General features: G+C 45.8%; 8 protein-coding genes. All 8 read left to right on the top strand.

The window, feature by feature from the left end; genetic code table 11:
* Positions 1 to 16 precede the first annotated feature (16 nt).
* Complete coding sequence (locus GV030_RS09395) at positions 17 to 3445, top strand: chondroitinase-B domain-containing protein (RefSeq protein WP_159582023.1); 3429 nt, start codon at positions 17 to 19, stop codon at positions 3443 to 3445.
* A gap of 134 nt (positions 3446 to 3579) precedes the next feature.
* Positions 3580 to 4527: a sugar phosphate isomerase/epimerase gene (locus GV030_RS09390; RefSeq protein WP_159582021.1), complete on the top strand. Its 948-nt coding sequence runs from the start codon at positions 3580 to 3582 to the stop codon at positions 4525 to 4527.
* 102 nt (positions 4528 to 4629) lie between these two features.
* Positions 4630 to 6903: a chondroitinase-B domain-containing protein gene (locus tag GV030_RS09385; protein ID WP_221413323.1), complete on the top strand. Its 2274-nt coding sequence runs from the start codon at positions 4630 to 4632 to the stop codon at positions 6901 to 6903.
* Positions 6904 to 7024: 121 nt separating this feature from the next.
* The gene (locus GV030_RS21530; protein ID WP_221413322.1) at positions 7025 to 9682 is read left to right on the top strand and encodes a polysaccharide lyase family 7 protein; all 2658 of its coding nucleotides are present in this window, start codon (positions 7025 to 7027) and stop codon (positions 9680 to 9682) included.
* Positions 9683 to 9749: 67 nt separating this feature from the next.
* Positions 9750 to 10619 (top strand): hypothetical protein, encoded by an 870-nt coding sequence (locus GV030_RS09365; RefSeq protein WP_159582019.1) that lies wholly within the window; start codon positions 9750 to 9752, stop codon positions 10617 to 10619.
* Positions 10620 to 10685: 66 nt separating this feature from the next.
* Positions 10686 to 12572 (top strand): chondroitinase-B domain-containing protein, encoded by a 1887-nt coding sequence (locus tag GV030_RS09360; RefSeq protein ID WP_159582017.1) that lies wholly within the window; start codon positions 10686 to 10688, stop codon positions 12570 to 12572.
* 259 nt (positions 12573 to 12831) lie between these two features.
* Complete coding sequence (locus GV030_RS09355; protein WP_255465283.1) at positions 12832 to 16869, top strand: two-component regulator propeller domain-containing protein; 4038 nt, start codon at positions 12832 to 12834, stop codon at positions 16867 to 16869.
* Positions 16870 to 17192: 323 nt separating this feature from the next.
* A complete protein-coding gene (locus GV030_RS09350) occupies positions 17193 to 20342 on the top strand; it encodes a TonB-dependent receptor (protein ID WP_159582015.1) in 3150 nt (1049 codons plus the stop codon).
* Positions 20343 to 20361: the final 19 nt, after the last annotated feature.

Below are 20361 nucleotides of genomic sequence, written 5' to 3'. Positions count from 1 at the left end.
CTAAATACTTAAAACGATGAAAATTTTTTTTCGAAAATCAAGCTTTCTTTTGATGCTTGTGGGAGCAACCATGTTCTCATCACTTGCCGCCTTTGGAGCGGAGTATACGGTCAGCTCAGCTGGACAGCTCAATTCTCTCAGCCTTTCAGCAGGCGACATTGTAACCTGGACTGATGGTACTTATTCGAATCAGGACATCACCTTCACTGGTTCGGGAACACAAAGCAACCCCATTATCCTCAAAGCCGAGACCCCGGGAGGAGTCATACTGAATGGTTCTTCCAAACTCAACATCTACGGTAGTTATTTGATTGTAGAAGGCTTCTTTTGGGATGGAGGAGAAGGCGAGAGTGACCATGTAGAGTTTAGGAAAAGTGGTTCGAGTACAGAATTTGCAAATAACTGTACAATAAGAAATTGTGGTTTTGATAACCTATATACTCCAGAGCCAAATAAGAGCCGATGGATAGTGCTACATGGTACCAATAATGTAGTAGAAAACTGCTCCTTCGTCAATAAACTAAGCGCTGGTGCCTGCATTCTGGTGGAACTCTCCTATGCTGGATCGAGTACCCCCGGGCACTCCATTAGAAGTAACTATTTCTATAACATTACTCCTAAAGATAACTTTTCGACCAACTCTGGTGATTGCGAAGCTATTCGCATAGGGGTTAGTTCTTATCAGTCAGTCAGCGCTCAGGTGCTGGTAGAGGGCAATTATTTCAAAGCTGCCGATGGAGAGAACGAAATCATTACCAATAAAAGTTCTGACAACACTTTCCTGCATAATACTTTCAGAAACTGCCGGGGCTCACTTGTGCTCAGACATGGTGCCCGGGCACATATAGAGGGAAATTTTTTCCTTGGAGAAGGAAAGGCCAAATCGGGAGGTATTCGTGTGAGCGATCGGGATCATGTGATCATTAACAATTACATGCAGGGCCTTAATAATGATGGGGATGTTTGGAACAACGGGATCACTCTGGTAGGCGGTGGGGAGTCGTCCGGGGGCTCTGGCAATGGTTATCAAAACGTTGACAATATCCTCGTGGCCTTTAATACCATCTATAATTCTGACGATCCTATCCACTATAACGACAGAAACTCATATGATCCAACAGGAGTGATCGCCTATAATCTGGTATATAGTACCAATGGTGATATTGTGTCGGGTGATATTTCAGGAACAGGTCAGGGTATGACTTATGTTGGAAATATTTTTGGTGGATCCAATATCGGAATATCCGATCCCGGCATTACGGAAGGAGATGCCAACTTTTCTGCCGTCGGAGAGATTTACAAACCGAGTAGCAGCGGGATAGCAGCCAATGCTGCCGGCAGCACGTACGCCAATGTAGTCGATCTGGACATAGAAGGACTGACGCGCCCAAACAGCAATATGGACGTAGGAGCGCACGAAGTTTCGGGAGCCAGTGGCTCTATAGCCTATGCACCCATTACAGATGGTGACGTAGGGGCAGGTGTGGGAGCTTGTTTTTTAGATGCCGCCGGAAGTGTATTAAGCGCATGTGGGGCTGTAGGAGATTACCTGACCGTTTCTTCTGTTTCTGAATTTACGGACGCAGGGGGCACTCAGTCCGCTGCCATTTCTTCAAACGTGAGCTGGACAGTCACAGATAATCAATCCTGGATTTCCGTAAGTCCAACATCCGGCTCAGGCTCAGGAAATATTGACATCACAGTGAATGCAAATGCAAACACTACCGAGCGTTCAGGTACGGTTACTGTAAGTGGGGTAGGTGTGCCGGACCGAACCATTAGCATCACCCAGGCCAGATATGTAGCACCTGTAAATGTCACCGGAGTGAGTTTATCACCGGGATCGGCCACAGTCGGAGTTGGCGGGAGCCAGCAGCTATCAGCTACTGTTTCCCCCAATGATGCTACTAATCAGGAGGTGACTTACAGTTCCAGCAATACTTCTGTAGCTACTGTGAGCGGAAGTGGTTTAGTGACAGCTGTAGCCGAGGGAAGTGCTACGATCACGGTTACCACTGACGATGGTGGATATACAGATACGAGCATAATTACGGTCAGTGCACCTTCATCCGAAACTAACCTGGCGCTGAATAAATCTATATCGGGTACAGGTACTCCAGATGGCACCAATGTGCCCGCTAACCTGGTAGATGGCGATGTGGCTACTCGCTGGTCAGTGTCTGGATTCCCTCAATCTGCTACTGTAGATTTAGGAGCGGTATTTACCATTGGTAGAACCGAGCTGACCTGCTACTCGGATCGGGCTTATCAGTTCATCGTTGAAGGTTCTTCGGATGGAAGTACCTATACACAGATAGTAGACCGGTCGGGCAATACAACTCCTGGGGCAGATTCAAGTCCCATTATAGATACATTTTCTGATTTTGATGCCAGATACGTTAGGATCACCGTGACTGGAGCTGATGTATACACCGGATCATGGGTAAGTTTGACCGAATTGAGAGTGTTTGCAGGCGAAGGAGGCCCTGAGCCCGTGGCAGTGACCGGCGTATCGCTGACACCATCCAGTGTGACACTCGATGAAGGGGATACTCAGCAGTTGACCGCCTCAGTGAGCCCCTCCAATGCCACCAATCAGGGTGTAACCTATAGTTCCAGTAATTCATTGGTGGCCACTGTGAATTCTTCAGGGCTCGTGACCGCAGTTGCAGAAGGTACGGCAACGATTACAGTCACCACTGACGATGGTGGCCATACGGATATGAGTACAGTGAATGTAGTTGATCCTACCCCCACACTTTCGAATGTAGCGTTGAATAAGTCAGTAACTACATCCAATGAACAATCTACAAATCCGGGATCAAACCTGGTTGATGACGATCCAGATTCCAGATGGTCAGCTTCAGGATTCCCACAATCAGCGACTATCGATCTGGGTGCTAATTATACCATTAGTAGTACTGAAGTGATATGCTATGGTGACAGGGCATATCAGTACATCATTGAAGCCTCAGTGGATGGTAGTTCATATTCGACCATCGTTGATCGAAGTAGTAATACTACCGGGGGGTCTAATGCATCGCCTATCTCCGACACTTTCACCTCGATCAATGCCAGATATGTGAAAATCACGGTTTCCGGAGCGGATGTTTATTCCGGAAGCTGGGTGAGCCTGGAAGAGCTGCGGGTGTTTGGTTATGCTGCTGGGGCAAGAGTGTTATCTTCTCCTGAACTTAACGATTCAGAGGTGGGGGTGTCAGCATATCCGGTTCCTATGAGTGATGTACTGACCCTTGAGTTTGAAGATTTTTCCGAATTTGTTAGCCTCGATTTGATGGACATGTTCGGTAGGATACAGTTGAGAAACCGGGACATCAATTCGAAAAAAATGACACTGGATGTGTATGGACTATCGGATGGAGTTTATCTCCTCAGATTGTACAAGGCAGATGCGACCACTCGGGTGATCAGAATAGTGAAGTAATTTACCCTACCACTACCATTAATCATGGAGTTGCATTTCATGGTTAATGGTAGTTTAATAGTTGGGAAGGGGGCTATGTGATAATGATTGGACAGTTCATCCTCTGATAAGAGGTCATTAGACATGATGAAGATATGAGAATATCAAGAAGAAAGTTTTTACAAAAGTCAGGAACCGTGGCTCTGATGGCTCCTTTTTTGCCATCCCCTGTTGGTGGATTCCATCTGAATGGCTCTGGCGATCCCTTGAAGGTGCATATATTTTCCAAGCATTTGCAGTTTTTAGACTTCAAAGAAGCTGGTCAGATTGCCTCAGAGCTCGGGTTTGATGGCATTGATCTGACTGTCCGTCCCAAGGGTCATGTGCTGCCCGAAAATGTGAAATCAGACCTACCCGCAGCTATTAGGGATATTAAGCAGTCTGGTTCTACCTGTGAGATGATCACCACGGCCATTACCGATGTGAACAACGAATATGATTTGGACATCATCAAAACCGCAGCCAATGAAGGTATTGGGTTTTATCGCACCAATTGGTTTGAATATCATGCGGACAAATCATTGCAGGAGTCTATTCAAGTCTACCAGCAGAAAATCAAAGCGCTTGGTGAACAGGGTAGGCAATACGATATCATCGGCTGCTATCAAAACCATGCCGGAACAAGTATTGGATCTTCTTTTTGGGAAATAGAGCAACTGCTTGCAACCGTGGACCCTGTTTATTTTGGGACCCAATATGATATCCGTCATGCCACAGTGGAGGGAGGACTTTCCTGGACAAATGGATTACGGTTGCTCCGTGAGCGTATAAAAACGATCGTACTAAAAGATTTTCAATGGGCAAAGGTCAATGGCCAATGGGAAGCCGTGAACGTGCCAATAGGTGAAGGAATGGTGAACTTCAAAGACTATTTTAAATTATTGAAAACCTATGGTTTGAATCCTCCTGTGTCATTGCACCTGGAATACCCCTTGGGTGGAGCAGAAAAAGGTCATTATGAAATCACTGTAGATCGGAAGATTGTTTTTGATGCGATGAAAAAAGACCTGACTACTGTCCAACAACTATGGAAAGAAGCATAAAGAACCTGAAAGCGAATGATTAAATTATCTATCAAGATTGACCCAATTAATATTAAAATGATGAAGAGTATACTTTTTTCACTTACGACAATTTGCCTTTTGATGAGTTGTCAACTAAAGGAAGCCAATGAAGGAATCCTGGTTTCTAACGCAAAGGAGCTGCAAGATGCAATCTCAAAAGCCCAACCAGGCACCAGTATTGTCATGGCCAATGGCCAATGGGAGAATGTTGAAATTCGCCTGGTAGCAAAGGGAACTGAAGATCAACCCATCACACTTCGTGCTGAAACCCCCGGCGAAGTAATCATCCAGGGACAATCTGACCTGAAACTGGGTGGAGAGTATCTGGTGGTGGATGGGCTCTATTTTACCAATGGAGCGTCGCCTTCAGAATCCGTCATCCAGTTTTTCATCAATAAGGATACCCTTGCAAATAACAGCCGTGTGACAAACTGCGTGATCAAAGACTTCAACAAAGCCCAACGGAACATGACTGACCTTTGGGTGCTGTTCAAGGGAAAGTATAATCAACTCGATCATTGCTATCTGGAAGGAAAATCCAACAGAGGACCCACTATAAGAGTGGATCTGGAAGGCAATGAAAGTATACGAAACTACCACAAAATTAATGACAACTACTTTGGTCCCCGACCACCAAAAGGGGGCCCGAGTGCGGAGACAATTCAGATTGGGAACAGTAGCACGTCCATGACACCCAGCTACACGTTGGTGGTTAATAATTTGTTTGATCGATGCAATGGAGAAGTGGAGGTCATTTCCAGTAAATCCAATTTCAATGAGTTCAGGGGCAATGTCTTTTACAAAAGCCAGGGGTCACTGGTCACCAGACATGGAAATTACTGCATTGTAGATGGGAACTACTTTATCGGTGATGAAGATTCCCCGCAGGTGGGGGGAGTCCGACTGATTGGGACTGGTCACCGGGTCACCAATAATTATTTTTACAACCTCCATGGGGAGATTTTCAGAGGCCCATTGGCTATGATGAACGGAATTCGACAACCGGCTGTCAACAGATACTTTCAAGTGACTGACGTGGTTGTTGCTTACAACACCTGGGTCAATTGCTCCTCACCGTGGCAATTTGGTGTTGGATCAAATGTGGATCAGAAAGAGGTGCTGCCTCGTTCGGAAATCAGATCTGAAACGCCCATTCGGACCCTAGTCGTCAATAATGTGATTTACAATTCGGAAGGAGATGAAATGCCCATTATACGTTACGATTCCATTGACGGAATCGATTTTAAAAGCAACGTGATCAATAATCAGGGTGTGGCCTTCAGAGGCGTGAATGGTCTTGAGAAAAGGGACTTCTCCATGCGGGAATTGGAAGAAAATATTTGGATTCCAACAAGTGATCTGTCCGAAATCCAGGCCTATTATGGGTTTGAGTTTGATCAAATCGACAAAGACTTATTCGGGAATTCACGCTCTGAAAGTAGTTCGATAGGAGCCACCAATGGAGCCGGGCCGGAAAAACCTAACATTATGGATGTGTCCAAGTACGGTCCGGATTGGTACAATCCCTCTGCTGACGATTCAGCGAAGGAAACACATACGGTCAGTACTGCAGCGGATTTTGCCAAAGCAATGAAATCCGCGCAGGATGGCGATATCATTGAGCTAGCATCGGAGCGTTTTGAATTCAATTATTCCATGGTCATCGACAAGAAACTGACCATCAAGTCGGCGCAACCAGACTCTAAAGTATCGCTTGTCTATGCTGGCCCTGCCGCTACCCCGGCTTTCGAAATGAATCCGAAGGGGAAGCTGACTTTGAATGCAATCATTCTTAGTGGGAATGGGGAGAATTACGCCTTTGCTACCTTGAAAGAAAACATGTCCGGCCTTTACAATTTGAAGGTGAAGGACTGTGAGTTATCTGACTTTGATTATGTCCTTAAAGCCTACAAGTATTCGTTTTCTGAATACATCAGTTTCGAGTCTTCGTTGATAAAAAATTGTAACAACGGCATTGAGCTTTCTGCAGAAGACGATGATCGGGGTGAATACAATGCCGAAAATGTCTACATCGTGGATTGTCAATTTGATCGGGTCAATAAGAATGTCATCGATTATTACCGAGGCGGATATGACGAGTCCACAGTAGGAGGCAATCTGTTGGTCAGAGGAAGCACATTTACCCAATGTGGAGCCAGTGAGGAAAATGGGATTTTGATCAACACATACGGGATCATCAATGTGGATATTTCTGGCAATAAATTTCAGAACAACCCGGTAGAGCAAGTGGCTCGACTCTGGGGTGCCAAGAACAATTCACATGCTGACAATGTGATTGCAAACTCTGGAGCACTGGTTGTTGAAGAAAATCTTCCTCTGAAATTAATGTATTAGCAAAAGTGTTGAGATGATACGTTGGTTGGTTTTTGAATCGATGATCGCTCCTCTCAAGATTATCCAGAAGTGCCGAAAAAGGCATTTGAACGCGATTTAAGTACTAGTAAAAGTTTACAATATGAAAGCTACAACAACCAGGGAATCCGAATTTTCATCATCAAAAGGGAATATATGCTCTTACCTGATCATGTTTGTCCTCCTACAGTTTGCATCGGTTTCAGCAAGCTGGGCCCAGGATCCTGATTTACCACCTAGTGGAAATTTTGATCTTACGGATTGGAAGATCACGTTGGAGGATCAGTCGGAAGTTCAGGAAGCTGATCTATCCAATGGTTTTGAAAGACCAGCTCAGTTTTATACAGACCCCAATACCGGGGCGATGGTCTTTAGATGTCGGAATGATGGAGAAACCGGCGGGAGCTCTTACCCCAGAAGTGAACTTCGGGAAATGCTGCGGGCTGGCAATACCAGCTTCAACACACAGGGGATCGGCCCCAACAACTGGGTCTTCGCTTCTTCCAGTCAGGCCAATCAGGAGGCAGCCGGAGGAGTAGGTGGAACGCTGACAGCTACCGTTGCCGTGGATCATGTGTCTACCACAGGAGAAGCTGGCAAGGTTGGTCGTGTAATCATCGGGCAAATCCATGCGTCAAATGATGAGCCGTGCAGGATATACTACCGCAAATTACCAGGAAACACCAAAGGGGCGATTTACTTCGCTCATGAGCCTACCACCAGTGCAGAGCAATGGCACGAAATGATTGGCAGTAGAAGTGACAATGCTCCTGATCCTGAAGATGGGATTGCTCTGGGGGAGAAGTTTAGCTACGAAATCAAAGTGGAGGGCAATGACCTTACCGTGACCATTATGAGACCGGGAAAACCTGATGTCCAGAAAGTGGTAGACATGACCGATAGTGGATTTGCTGATGACTGGATGTATTTCAAAGCAGGGGTATATAATCAAAACAATTCGGGAGAGGATGGCGACTATTGTCAGGCATCTTTTTTTGCTTTGAGCAATGCTCATTCAACGGCAAGTAACAAAGCTCCTACCTCGAGCATTACCGCTCCGTCTAGTGGCGCAACTTTTAGCGCAGGAGAGAACATCACCATTTCAGCCGATGCCTCTGATAGTGATGGATCGATTGCCAAAGTAGAATTTTTCCACGGTTCAACCAAACTGGGTGAAGTCACTTCACCCCCCTATGACTATACCTGGAGCGACGTGCCTGCGGGGCGTTACGTTATCACTGCCACGGCTACAGATGATGGTGGCATCTCATACACTGCTTTGGGAGTGAGTATTGCCGTCAATCCCGTCGCGGAATACAATGCCCCTTATGATATCCCAAGATTTAAGGCGTTCATTGGGGAGTGTAAATTACAGGCACCTACGAGCTCCACCATTGCCACTCAAACTCAGCTCAAGGATGGCTATACGGATGATAACTTTTATGTCGTGGACGAGGATAAAGTTGCTTTTAATCAGTCCGGGTCCAGCCAGCGCACCGAACTGCGGTATCTGAACAACTGGACCCTTTCCGAAGGTGATCGTTCATTGCATGCCAGAATACATATTGTTGAGATGACCTGTGATCAGGTGACCGTGCTACAAATTCACGATGACGCCAATACAGGGAGCGGACCAAATAAGCCACTCCTAAGAATCTATAAACATCAAACCAAGGAACCAGTCAATCACCTGTGGGCAGCCATAAAAACCGATAATGAAGGTGTGAATACCACACATGTGGATCTGGGTGAAGCGCCTGCCGGATATTTTGACTGTGACGTTCGATTGGTGGATGGAAGCATGATCATTGATGTAGATGGAGCCGAAAAAGCCAATATGGATGTTTCATACTGGACATTCCCCAGCTACTGGAAAGCCGGAGTTTATCTGCAGGATGATGGGGAGGCTACTGCTTACTTCGATGAGCTGTATGTTGCTGATGGATCAGGAGGAAATGTTAATCCTGTAGTCAGTATTATTTCTCCTGAGAATGGTGCGAGTTTCGTGAATGGTGATGACATCACCATCGTAGTTGATGCTTCCGATCCTGACGGTACGCTCTCTAAGGTGGAGTTTTACAATGGGGCAACCAAACTTGGTGAGGATTCGACTACCCCTTATTCATTTACTATTCCATTTGCGGTTACAGGTAGCTACATTTTCACGGCAGTAGCTACCGACAATGAAGGAGCTACAACGACCTCTTCGGAAATCAACGTTGCGGTCACTGCCACCCAAACATATAAATTGACCACTTCTGCAGTCGGAAACGGTTTTGTGAGCTACAATCCCTCAGGAGGGGTCTACGAAGTAGGAACGCTCGTGTATCTGACGGCCAAACCCGATGATGGAAATCTATTTGATCATTGGAGTGGGGACGTGACCGGGACCTCTGCACAAACGACCATCATCATGGATGCCGACAAGTCAGTCACCGCTCACTTTAGTGAGGAAGAAGTTACGCTTAGTGTTGATCCAAATACGCTCGAGGCTTCCAATCGTGGGATGATTGTCTATCCTAATCCGATCCATTCCAAAGCCACCATAGAGTACAAAGTAAAGAAACCAGCGCTGGTAGAATTGACGATTTTCAATGTATCCGGCCAGAAGATTGTGAATTTGGTGAATGAACTTCAAAATGCGGGAACCCAGAAAGTGGAATGGACACCCGACAATCTGCCCAATGGCTTGTATATCGCCAAACTGAGAATTGGCAATGAAACGAAAACTCAAAGGCTGATTATTCAACCTTCGAAGTAGAAAATTAAAAGACTTGTTTTCCCAGGTATCAAACTTTTGAGGCAAGTGAAAAGTAAATAGCCAAATCATGAATGTATTGAAGATTTTAAAGAAGAAAGGCATTGTAGTTTGTGTAATCATGGCAATCATTCTGTCGTCTTGTGCTTCAGGCCCGGGCTCACCTGAAATTGTTGTTCAGGATTTGCAGATGAAAATACCGGCAGACGAGCAGGTTTTTAAAGAGGAATTGCTGGCAGGTGAAATTGCCGAGACCAAGATTGAGCACCTCGCATATGCAGGGCCTACCGAGCAGACCATCTCACTTTCTGATGAGTATGTGAGTATGTTTCTGTTTGTGAGTGGGAATGGAACCCTGCAGGCTGATTCAATGGTGTACAACCTGGTGCCTGAGTCCATTGCCATTCCAATGAATGACACGGATCAAGTGCAGTTTAAGGTACCTGAAGGTGAGGAACTTCATTTTCTACAGTTTACCAAAAGGCTGTCCGCTCAGGACATAGAGGACCTGAAGAACTTCCCTGAGGAGAATAAATATGACCTGTTTTTTACACGGTTTGAGGATTGCGAACCTTATACAGAAAAGATAAAGAGTCCGAATACCGTCAGCAGAACGGTGCTCCCCGCTGATATCGTTCCTCGCGTTTCGCTGGGAACTGTGGAAGCCATGGGGCCGGATGAGGTGGGTGCTCATGAGCACCCTATGCTTGACCAGCTGTTCTTAGGGCTATCCAACAATGATGTGGTGGTTCACGCTGATGCGGCTTCTACGGCCTTCAAGGAGTTCTCGCTTTTGCATATTCCAATTGGTTCGAGCCATTGGGTCACAGTGGGTGAGAACAAGAAGATGTACTACTTATGGATGGATTTTTTCCTGACTAAAGAAGGGCAGGAATGGCTGAAAACGCACAAGCCGATGAGTACCGATAAAGGTGAATAGTCTCGGGAGGACGATTCATCAATAGTGCCGAACGAATGAAAGTTACTTTTTCAAAGATTGATTAATATGCGGATTGCAGCCTTTTTAGTGATTTTACTTGTTGCGGAAGTGACGCTGGCCCAAACCAGGTACAATGTTTCTTCCCTGTCAGAATTCAAATCTGCTCTTAGTGAAGCAGTGAATGGAGATTCTGTTGTTTGGAGATCGGGCAGATACGAGGATGTCTTTATGGACATCAATGTGGAGGGTCTTGTGGTTACCGCAGAGAGCTACGGGGCTGTCATCTTCACTGGGGAATCAAAAGTGGAAATAGATGCCGACAAAGTAGTGTTGTCGGGGTTTCAATTTGTTGGGGGAGATATTGGTACGGATAATGTCATCAGAAACTGGGGCAGTGATGTGCTGATTACGCAAATCAACATTCTGGGCTATACGAGTTTTAAATATTTGATAGTTGATGAAGATTCGAGACGTACTACAATCAGCCATTGCAATTTTGAGAGCCGGATCAATCTGGCCGATCAAAACATCCTATCCATCCTGGTAGACAACGAGCCTGGTTATCACAAAATTCAACATTGCTCATTCAGAAACTTTCGGGGCAGCGGCGGTGACATGGGTGTAGAGCCTATTCGCATTGGTGTAAGCAGTCAGGCACACCTGGATTCGCGGACCATTGTGGAGTATTGCTATTTTGAAAACTGTGACGGTGATGGCGAATTGATTTCAAATAAGGCTGCGCAAAATGTCTTTCGGTACAATACCTTCGAGAACAACACCAAAGGCGAGCTGGTGCTACGCCACGGAGATGAAGCCATAGTTTATGGTAATTTTTTCCTGAACAATATGGGCGGTGTACGCGTGCGTGAAGGGCAGAACCACTTCATTTACAACAACTACTTTTCCGGGTTGACCAGCCGCGCCATCTATTTGCAAAACGAGTCTTCGGATCCCCTGGACTCCATCCACGTGTATTTCAATACCATTGTGGATTCTGAGGAGGTGAAGTTGGGTGGATCAGGAAGTTATCCGCCTCAACATGTTGTATTTGCCAACAACATTTTCAGCAATCCAAAGGGTGTGATTTTTGATGACCCGACAGGCACCGAACAATGGCTGGGCAACCTCTCTTCGGGTAGCCTGGGAATAGATCGACCATCAGGTATAAGTGATCTGGATCCAAAGCTGATTGAAAACGATGAAGGATTTTTTCAATTGGACTCAGGGAGCCCCGCCATTGATGCCGCAGTTTCCGGATTTCCGCCCATTCCTATGATTGATGGGTTGGAGTTTGATGACTTGAAACTGGACATTATGAAACAAACCAGACCTGATGAAATTGACCAAAAAGATGTGGGAGCTTCCGAATTTCCTCATACTGTGGGTGTGCAGCCCTATGCCACCACATCCAATACCGGCCCGGCTTATTCCAATGACGAGTCCATATTTTCATTATCGTCTTCTGTTGTAGGGGAGGGTAGTGTCGCCTGGTCTCCCGTAAAGGACACTTACCGGCTAGGAGAGATCATTACCCTCACGGCTACTCCGGCAGATGGCTACCAGTTTTCCAAGTGGGCTGGTGATTTAGACGGGACTGACAATCCGATGATGATTTCTATCACTGAGGATATGAATGTTATTGCTGAGTTTGCTTTGCCTGTGACGCCACCCCCACTTGGCACAGGGAGTAGGGGTGCGATTGAAATATTCCCCAACCCAACCAGCGACCTTGTACGGCTGGTACTGCCTTCCGGTAGTCCTCCACAGCTTTCGCTCCTCGTTTATGATGTCGAAGGTAAAATCAGGTTGTCCGGACAAATGACTGTTGTTCAGGATTATTTGGAAGTTGATGTTTCAATGCTTCCCGCAGCTATTTATTTTCTAACCCTCAGGAATGCCAGGAATGGTGAGGTGGTAGAGGAGGCTGGAATACTTAGGTTAATCAAGAACTGATTCCAGGGAGTAAGAATACACGATCCAGCACCTAAACATTGTTTAGCCATTTTATGCGCCTGACCGTAAGGCAAACAGCCCTGCAGATGCAGGGGATGTGAGAGATTCCCGCATTTTATTCATAATACATTTACAGTTTTCTCAAATAGCATTATCATTGAAAGGATTTCAGATTAGATAGAAGATGAGTAAGTGTTTGGGAGTTTTGGGTTTGATGTTCTGTTTGGCTTCTACATGTGCTGTAGCACAATATCAGAATTTGAAATTCGAATCGTATTCTACCCTGGAGGGGTTATCCAGCAGTACCTGTACTGAGATTTTTCAAGACTCAAAGGGGTTCATGTGGTTTGGGACCATAGATGGCCTCAACAAGTTCGATGGGTATCGGTTTACCATATACCGACCCGAATATGGCAAAATCAATTCTCTGGGGGGGAACCGAATCACTGCCATCGTGGAGGATGACGATCAAAACCTCTGGATTGGTACCTCTACTGGCCTCAATAAGTTTGATCAGAAAACCGAGAAATTCCATCAGATAGCGTTGTCCAAGGCCGATGAGAAGTCCTCGTTGGTATCTGTCAATTGCCTGCTCTATGACGAGCACACCTTGTGGGTGGGCACTTCCACCGGGCTGGTAGAAGTAAATCTCTCATCCGGGCAGGATCATCTGGCCTATCAAAGCTATGACAGCTCTCCTGATTCTAAATATCCGCTGGATCAGGAAGAGGTAGTGGGCATCATTTCAATCGACTCGGGCGTGGTGGTTGGCACTGAAGGTTCATCTCTGAACATCATTAACACCCTTACGGAGTCCATTCGGCATATTCCCAGCGCGGGTAAGGCCGATTTTGAGATCAATCAATTGCCCAAGAGCTTCTTAATGGATGCGAAAGGGGAGCTTCTTTTTGGAAATGATCTTTCCCGAATGTATGTGTACAACTTCGAGAGGGGTGAATATCGCTCAATGAATTATACCAAAGGGATGGCTGTTCCGGTCTTCGATATTTATCAGGATAATCAGGGGGTCATATGGATATCTACCGATGGTTATGGGATTTTCTTGCTGAATAAGAATAAAGAGCTGATTCAGCAAATCAAACATGATCCACAGGATCCGTCTTCATTGCCCAATAACCAACCCTCCAAGGTTATGGAAGATGGCGAAGGCATGTTTTGGATTGCTACCTATAACGAAGGGGTGTGCAAGTTATCAATGAACAAATCGGCTTTTGCGCATGTGTTTTACCGGCAGGGGAAAAATGACGGATTGAGTTCCAGGATAGCCCAGTCGGTCATGGAAGACAGCAAGGGAAGAATCTGGGTGGGTACTGATGGTGGAGGATTGAACCTCCTGAACGATGAGTTAAAGATCGTCAGCTCGTCCAGACATCAGGAAATCGGTAAGAGCTCTATCAGTTCGGATAAAATCGTCTACATGGAGGAGGGCCTTTCTGGTCAGCTTTGGATATGTACCTGGGATGGTGGGCTGAACCTATTCGATCCGGATACCCAGAGAGCCAGGCGATTCACCTACGATCCCAATAATGAATATTCCATCGGTCAGAATAGTGTCTGGTATGCTACTCAGGCTGATGACGGAATCCTCTGGTGTGGTACCCTTTCAGCAGGTCTGAATGCTTATGATCCCAGAGAAGATAAGTTTTATAGGTACAACAGCCAGACCATCGGTCAGCAGCTATTGAGCGATTTGGTGTTTTCATTGTTGATTGATTCCCAAAATCGCTTATTGATAGGGACCGATGCTGGTTTGCAGGTGCTTAACCTCAATAGGGTTTCGGACCTGAGTGAAATGACTTCCTTGCCACTTGTAAATACAGAAAACGCCCAGTTACGCGGTTTTAGAATCAATCATATCACAGAGGCGAAGGATCGGACTTATTGGGTAGGTACCGATTTGGGATTGTATCATCTCAGTACTGATTTTGAACTCATTAAAAGGTATACCACCAGTGATGGGCTCCCAAGTAACCTGATTGTTGGTGTGGTGTTTGATGAAGAAGAAAACCTGTGGTTTACCACTAAAAGTGGGTTGGGGAGACTAGATATAGCGCGTGAAGATTTTAAAAATTTTAATATCCACGATGGGATCCAGGGAATGGAATTTCAGAGTAAGTCCATCTTTCGAACAAGGGATGGCCGATTGCTTGCCGGGGGGATTAATGGTCTGAATGTCTTCCGTCCTGAGGAAGTCCATTTATCAGAGCAAGTGGGGCCACCAATGATCACCAGTATGAGTGTGTTGAATCATACTGTGCGGGTGGGGGAGATCTTCAATGAGCGAGTCCTATTGGACGCACCCATCACTGGCCAAAGCAAGGTGGTACTGAACTATGACGAGGGGTTTGTGTCCTTTGACTATGTGGCACTGCACCTCCCCAATCCGGATCGTGTGAGCTATGCTCATAGAATGATAGGGGTAAATGAAGACTGGGTATATGTGAAGAACAATCGCACTGCCAGCTATTCCAACCTGATTTCGGGAGACTACAGGTTTGAAGTGAAAACCGCCCTGGACGATGACTGGGAGAATGCTAAACTGACCAGCGTGGATCTGGAGGTATTGCTCCCACCATGGCGAACCTGGTGGGCTTATCTGATCTACAACATCCTGATAGGAGGGGTGATATGGATTGTTTTCAGAGTTTACAGCCAGAGGATTCGAGAGGAGCGCCAGCATGAGCTGGATCAAATGAAGCTGAGGTTTTTTATCAACGTGTCACATGAGTTCAGAACGCCGTTGACCCTTATTCTCAATCCAGTAGACAAAATCCTGTCGTCCACCAATGATGAAGAAGTGGTGAGAGACTCAGCGCTGGTGATCCAGCGCAGCGCCCGCAAGCTACTTAGTTTGGTGACCCAGCTTCTTGATTTTAGAAAAATGGATTTGGGGAAGACACCTCTTGAGCTGGTAGAGGGTGACCTGGTGAAGTTTTGTAAGGACACCTTTTTACTTTTTGAGGATTTGGCCAGGAGCAAATCTCTGAGTTTTAGGTATGAGAGCCCCTCCGACTCCTTAAAGGGTTATTTTGATCCCGATAAGGTGGAGAAAATCATTACCAACCTTCTTTCCAATGCCATCAAGTTTACCGACCCTGAAGGCGCCATCACCATGTCTGTGACTCCACTGAGCATGGGTAAAAAGGATTATGTCAGAATTGTAGTGGCCGATACAGGTATTGGCTTTAAAAAGGAGCAGTTGAAAGAGGTGTTTAGCCGGTTTTTTCATGTAGATAGTACCAAAACAGGGACCGGAATAGGATTGAACTTTACCAAGGGCCTGGTGGAAATACACAAAGGAGAAATCTCTGTAGAAAGCGAGTATCAGAAAGGAACCTCCTTCATCGTAGACTTACCACTCGACAAAAGTCTTTACAAAGATGTAGAACACAGAGCAATGGGAGAAGGGTATGCTCAGGATCCTGCAGCGGTTCTGTCTACGGCCTATGAATTGGCCATCTCAGACAATCAGACCATCACCGACGAGTCGCTGGACGAGGCATCAACGCTCAAAAGCCCAACCGTCCTCATTGTTGAAGACAACAAGGAATTGAGGGTGCATTTGCGCAAGGAACTCAGGTCCCGTTTCAAGGTCCGGGAAGCAGCTAATGGCAAGGAAGGGCTCGAGAAGATTAATAAGTATTACCCGGATATCGTGATCAGCGACGTGATGATGCCCGAAATGGACGGTTTTGAAATGTGCCGTCAGGCCAAAGTAAACATAGAAACCTGTCACATCCCCATTATCCTACTGACGGCCCGCAGCCTCGAGGAAGATCGCATTGAAGGATATCAGACAGGAGCCGATGAGTATTTGCCCAAACCCTTTAACATCAGTGTCCTCAAAGCTCGGATCAACAATTTGCTGGAGGCCAAAAACAGACTGAGGGAAAAGTTTACCTCTATAGGAGGAATGCTCCCTTCCAGTGAGATCACCACCAACACACTGGACGAAGCTTTTCTGGACAAAGCCACCAAGGTGATCCTGGACAATGTAAGTGATCAGGACTTCAGACTCGCCGAGTTGCTCAAGGAAATGGGAGCCAGTCGATCTCAGTTTTATCGAAAAGTCAGCTCACTCACAGGCCAAAACCCAAGTCACTTCATCCGGGTGATCAGGTTAAAGTATGCTTTGGATCTGCTGCGGAAGCAGCAGCACTCTATCAAGGAGGTTGCTTACATGTCTGGTTTCAACTCGTCGGCCTATTTTACCAAATCTTTCAGGGAGCATTTTGGAAAGGCTCCCAATCAATACCTCGCTGAGGAGATTGAATAATTTATATTTGTAAGTGCATGAAAATGCGTTTTCCTTAGTTTAAGGCCGCAAAAGACACATAATTTATCGATTTTGAATCATAGTTCATATCGCTCCAGGTTGGAGTGCTCTATCATTGTTGTCGGCGTTGAGTGATGCAAACACATCCTCCATCAACACCTGATTCGACAAACTAAAAACCTATTGACTATGATGAAATCGTTTACCAACCTGGGGACTGAAAGGACCCTCAACCAACAAGGGAGATGTCTTGCTCCTTTATGAATAGAAGGATGTATAAGTCCGGAATTAATTAATCAACTAATCTGAAAAATTCTAATAATATGAGATTAAGGTATACTAAAAAGGGGCAGTTTTTGAAAACGCTTTTTGCCGTGCTCATGCTGATAAGTGTGAATGCGTTTGGTCAGGGGCAGACCATTTCCGGTAAAGTTCTTGACGAGAACGGGGAAGGATTGCCGGGAGCTACTGTGGTTGTTAAAGGAACGACCTCAGGTACGACTACAGATATCGAAGGAGCTTTCAGGCTTCAGGCCGATGAGTCTTCAGTTTTGGTTATTTCATTTGTAGGTTATGAGCCTTACGAGGTTACAGTAGGTAACCAGAGCATCATCCAGACGTCACTGAAACCAGACGTGTCCAGCCTCGATGAAGTGGTGGTAGTGGGGTATGGTGAGCAAACCAAGGAAACTGTAACGGGAGCCATAGAGGTAGTGAAAGGTAAGGAAGTGTTCGCCAGTAGAGCACAAACCAACCCCGCCTTAGCCTTGCAGGGACAAACACCTGGTATCACTGTGACCAGAGGATCTGCGCGTCCGGGTCAGGAAGATATCGATTTACAGATCAGAGGTTTTGCATCCATCAATCAGGATCCACCATTGATAATGATTGATAACGTGCCTGTTCTGAATGCAAGAGAATTTTACAGTATGAACCCTGATGACATTGAAAGCATCAGTGTGTTGAAAGATGCTGCTACTGCTATATATGGAGCGCGTGGAGCTAATGGTGTTATTTTGGTAACTACCAAAAAAGGAACGCGTGGCGAATTGACGGTCAATTACAACGGTAATTTCAGAATGCAGTCAGTCGGTCTTACTCCGCATGCAGCAAATATGAGAGAGTATGGCCAGCTGTGGTTGGAAGCAAACGAAGAGATGCCAGAAGAAGGTAGAAATTATTGGGGATTTGGTACGGCAGAAAAGATTCAGCTATTGGCCGATGGGTATGAAGGCCCGCTCACAGATATATACTTTGCCTGGGATGGCATGTATGTGAAAGATGTAGACCGTATCGAAGAGTTTTTTGGTAACTCATACTCACAGCAGCACAACATCAGTGTATCTGGCGGAAATGAGACCACCAGATACCGTATATCAGGACTTTTTGCAGATGATGTAGGGGCATTGAAGCCTGCATATGATGGACAGAAGCAATACAACCTGAGGTTCAACTTTGATCATCAGCTTTCGGACAGAGTGAATTTGAGCTCGGGTATTACCTATCAGAAAAGAAGAAGATCAAGTCCTTCTAATGGAGTGGATGGCCGATCATTTCAGCAAAACCCCTGGATTTTCCCCAGTAAAAACGACGAAGATCAGTACGTAGCTGCTTTTGGTGTGATTGGTTCTGAAAACTTCCTGGCGAGTGTAGAATCAGGCGGTAGGGAAGAACTGGATGAAGATTTGACCAAAATCAACCTGGGAATGACGGCTGAAATTGTAGAAGGATTGACTCTTGAACTTACTGGTTCTTACAATAGACGAGTACAAAGTACCGATGAGAGCAATATAGACATAGCGTTATATGATTGGGATGGCAACTTCGCAAACTACACGAGTCAGATCCCCGAAGGAATCACCGACAGCTACGTGGAGAATGACTATTTGAACTATGGATCATACCTGAACTACCAAAAGAGTATTCAGGGTCACAACTTCAGTGCGAAAGTTGGGGTTACAGGAGATTATTTCCGATCAGAGGGCAATTCCATTACCAGAAACGGCTACTTTGAAGACAATGGAATTTACGACATCAACATTGCCCCACAGACAAACGTGCAAACAGAAGGAGGACAAGGCCAATGGGGACTATATGCATACCTTTCCAGAATCGCTTATGACTACAAAGGAAAGTATCTGTTCGACCTGGTAGGACGTAGAGATGTTTCGTCAAGGTTTGCAGAAGGGTATAAAGCATTGAATTACGCCGGTGTTTCAGCAGGTTGGGTGATTTCCGAAGAGTCATTCCTGAAAGGAGCATCATTCCTGAGCTTTTTGAAAATAAAGGCGAGTTATGGTGAAACAGGAAATCAGGCAGGTATTGATCAATTTTCTTACCTCTCTACCGTCGCACCGAGCAGACAGTTATTTGGTGCGTCACCAGCGCTCCAAAGTTCTGCCAGCATTCCGAACATTATAGACCCTACAGTGACGTGGGAGCGAATCAACATGACCAATTTCGGAACAGAGTTTAGCTTGTTTGATTTCAAATTGAGCGGAAGCTTCGATTACTACCTGAGGAATAATTCAGGGATGTTGATTGCTGTAGAATACGGGTCCATTATGGGTAATGACGGAATAGGCCCACTGACCAACTCAGGTGATCTGGATGCTCATGGATGGGAAGCAGCCCTGGGATGGAAAGATAGAGTAGGGGATGTTACCTTTTCGGTTTCGGCCAATATGAGTGACAGCAGAAACAAGATCGTAAGACTTGATGGTGCTAACATTCCGGTATTGAACACAGAAGGGATCAACATAGAAGGTTACCCGATCGGCTCACTGTTTTTGTGGGAGACCGACGGTTTTTTCCAGACTCAGGAAGAGGTTGATGCTTATTACTCAACTTATTCAGGAAGCTTCCCTAATCAGGGAAATACAGGCCTTCGTCCGGGAGACGTGATCAAGGTGGATAGAAATGAAGACGGGGTGATCACTTCTGAAAATGGCGAAGATTTGAAGTTCATGGGTGACTTGTCGCCTCACTATACCTATGGAGTGAATCTGGGTGCTGGTTGGAAAGGCATTGACTTTCAGGTGACTTTCCAGGGGGTATTGGATCAGAACATTTACAGACAAGAGGGAAACCTGTCAGCTCCTTTCGCGGGTAGCAGGTTTGCAAACCAAACTGCAGCTTTTCTGGGAAAAACATGGACTGAAAGCAACCCAAGTGCTGAATATCCCAGAATGACCTGGAATACAGCACTGGCCAGACATAACTGGTGGGATAACGAGTGGTTCCTTCAGAACAATCGTTACATGAGACTCAAGACGCTTATCGTAGGTTATACTTTGCCTAAGAGTTTGACTCAGAAGGTAGCTATAGATAAGGCGAGAATCTACTTCTCAGGAAATGACCTGTTCGAGTTTACCGCGATCAAGGATGGTTACGATCCTGAAAGCCGGGGAAGTTCAAGTAACATCTATCCTTTCATGAGGACTTATTCACTTGGTATAGACCTGACTTTCTAAATGAGATATTTCAGTTGTA

Origin of the sequence: Marinoscillum sp. 108 (genome assembly GCF_902506655.1) — a bacterium.
Taxonomy (GTDB): Bacteria; Bacteroidota; Bacteroidia; order Cytophagales; family Cyclobacteriaceae; genus Marinoscillum; species Marinoscillum luteum.
The sequence above is the reverse complement of the archived record's forward strand: the minus strand, read 5'-3'. Positions and strand labels throughout refer to the sequence as shown.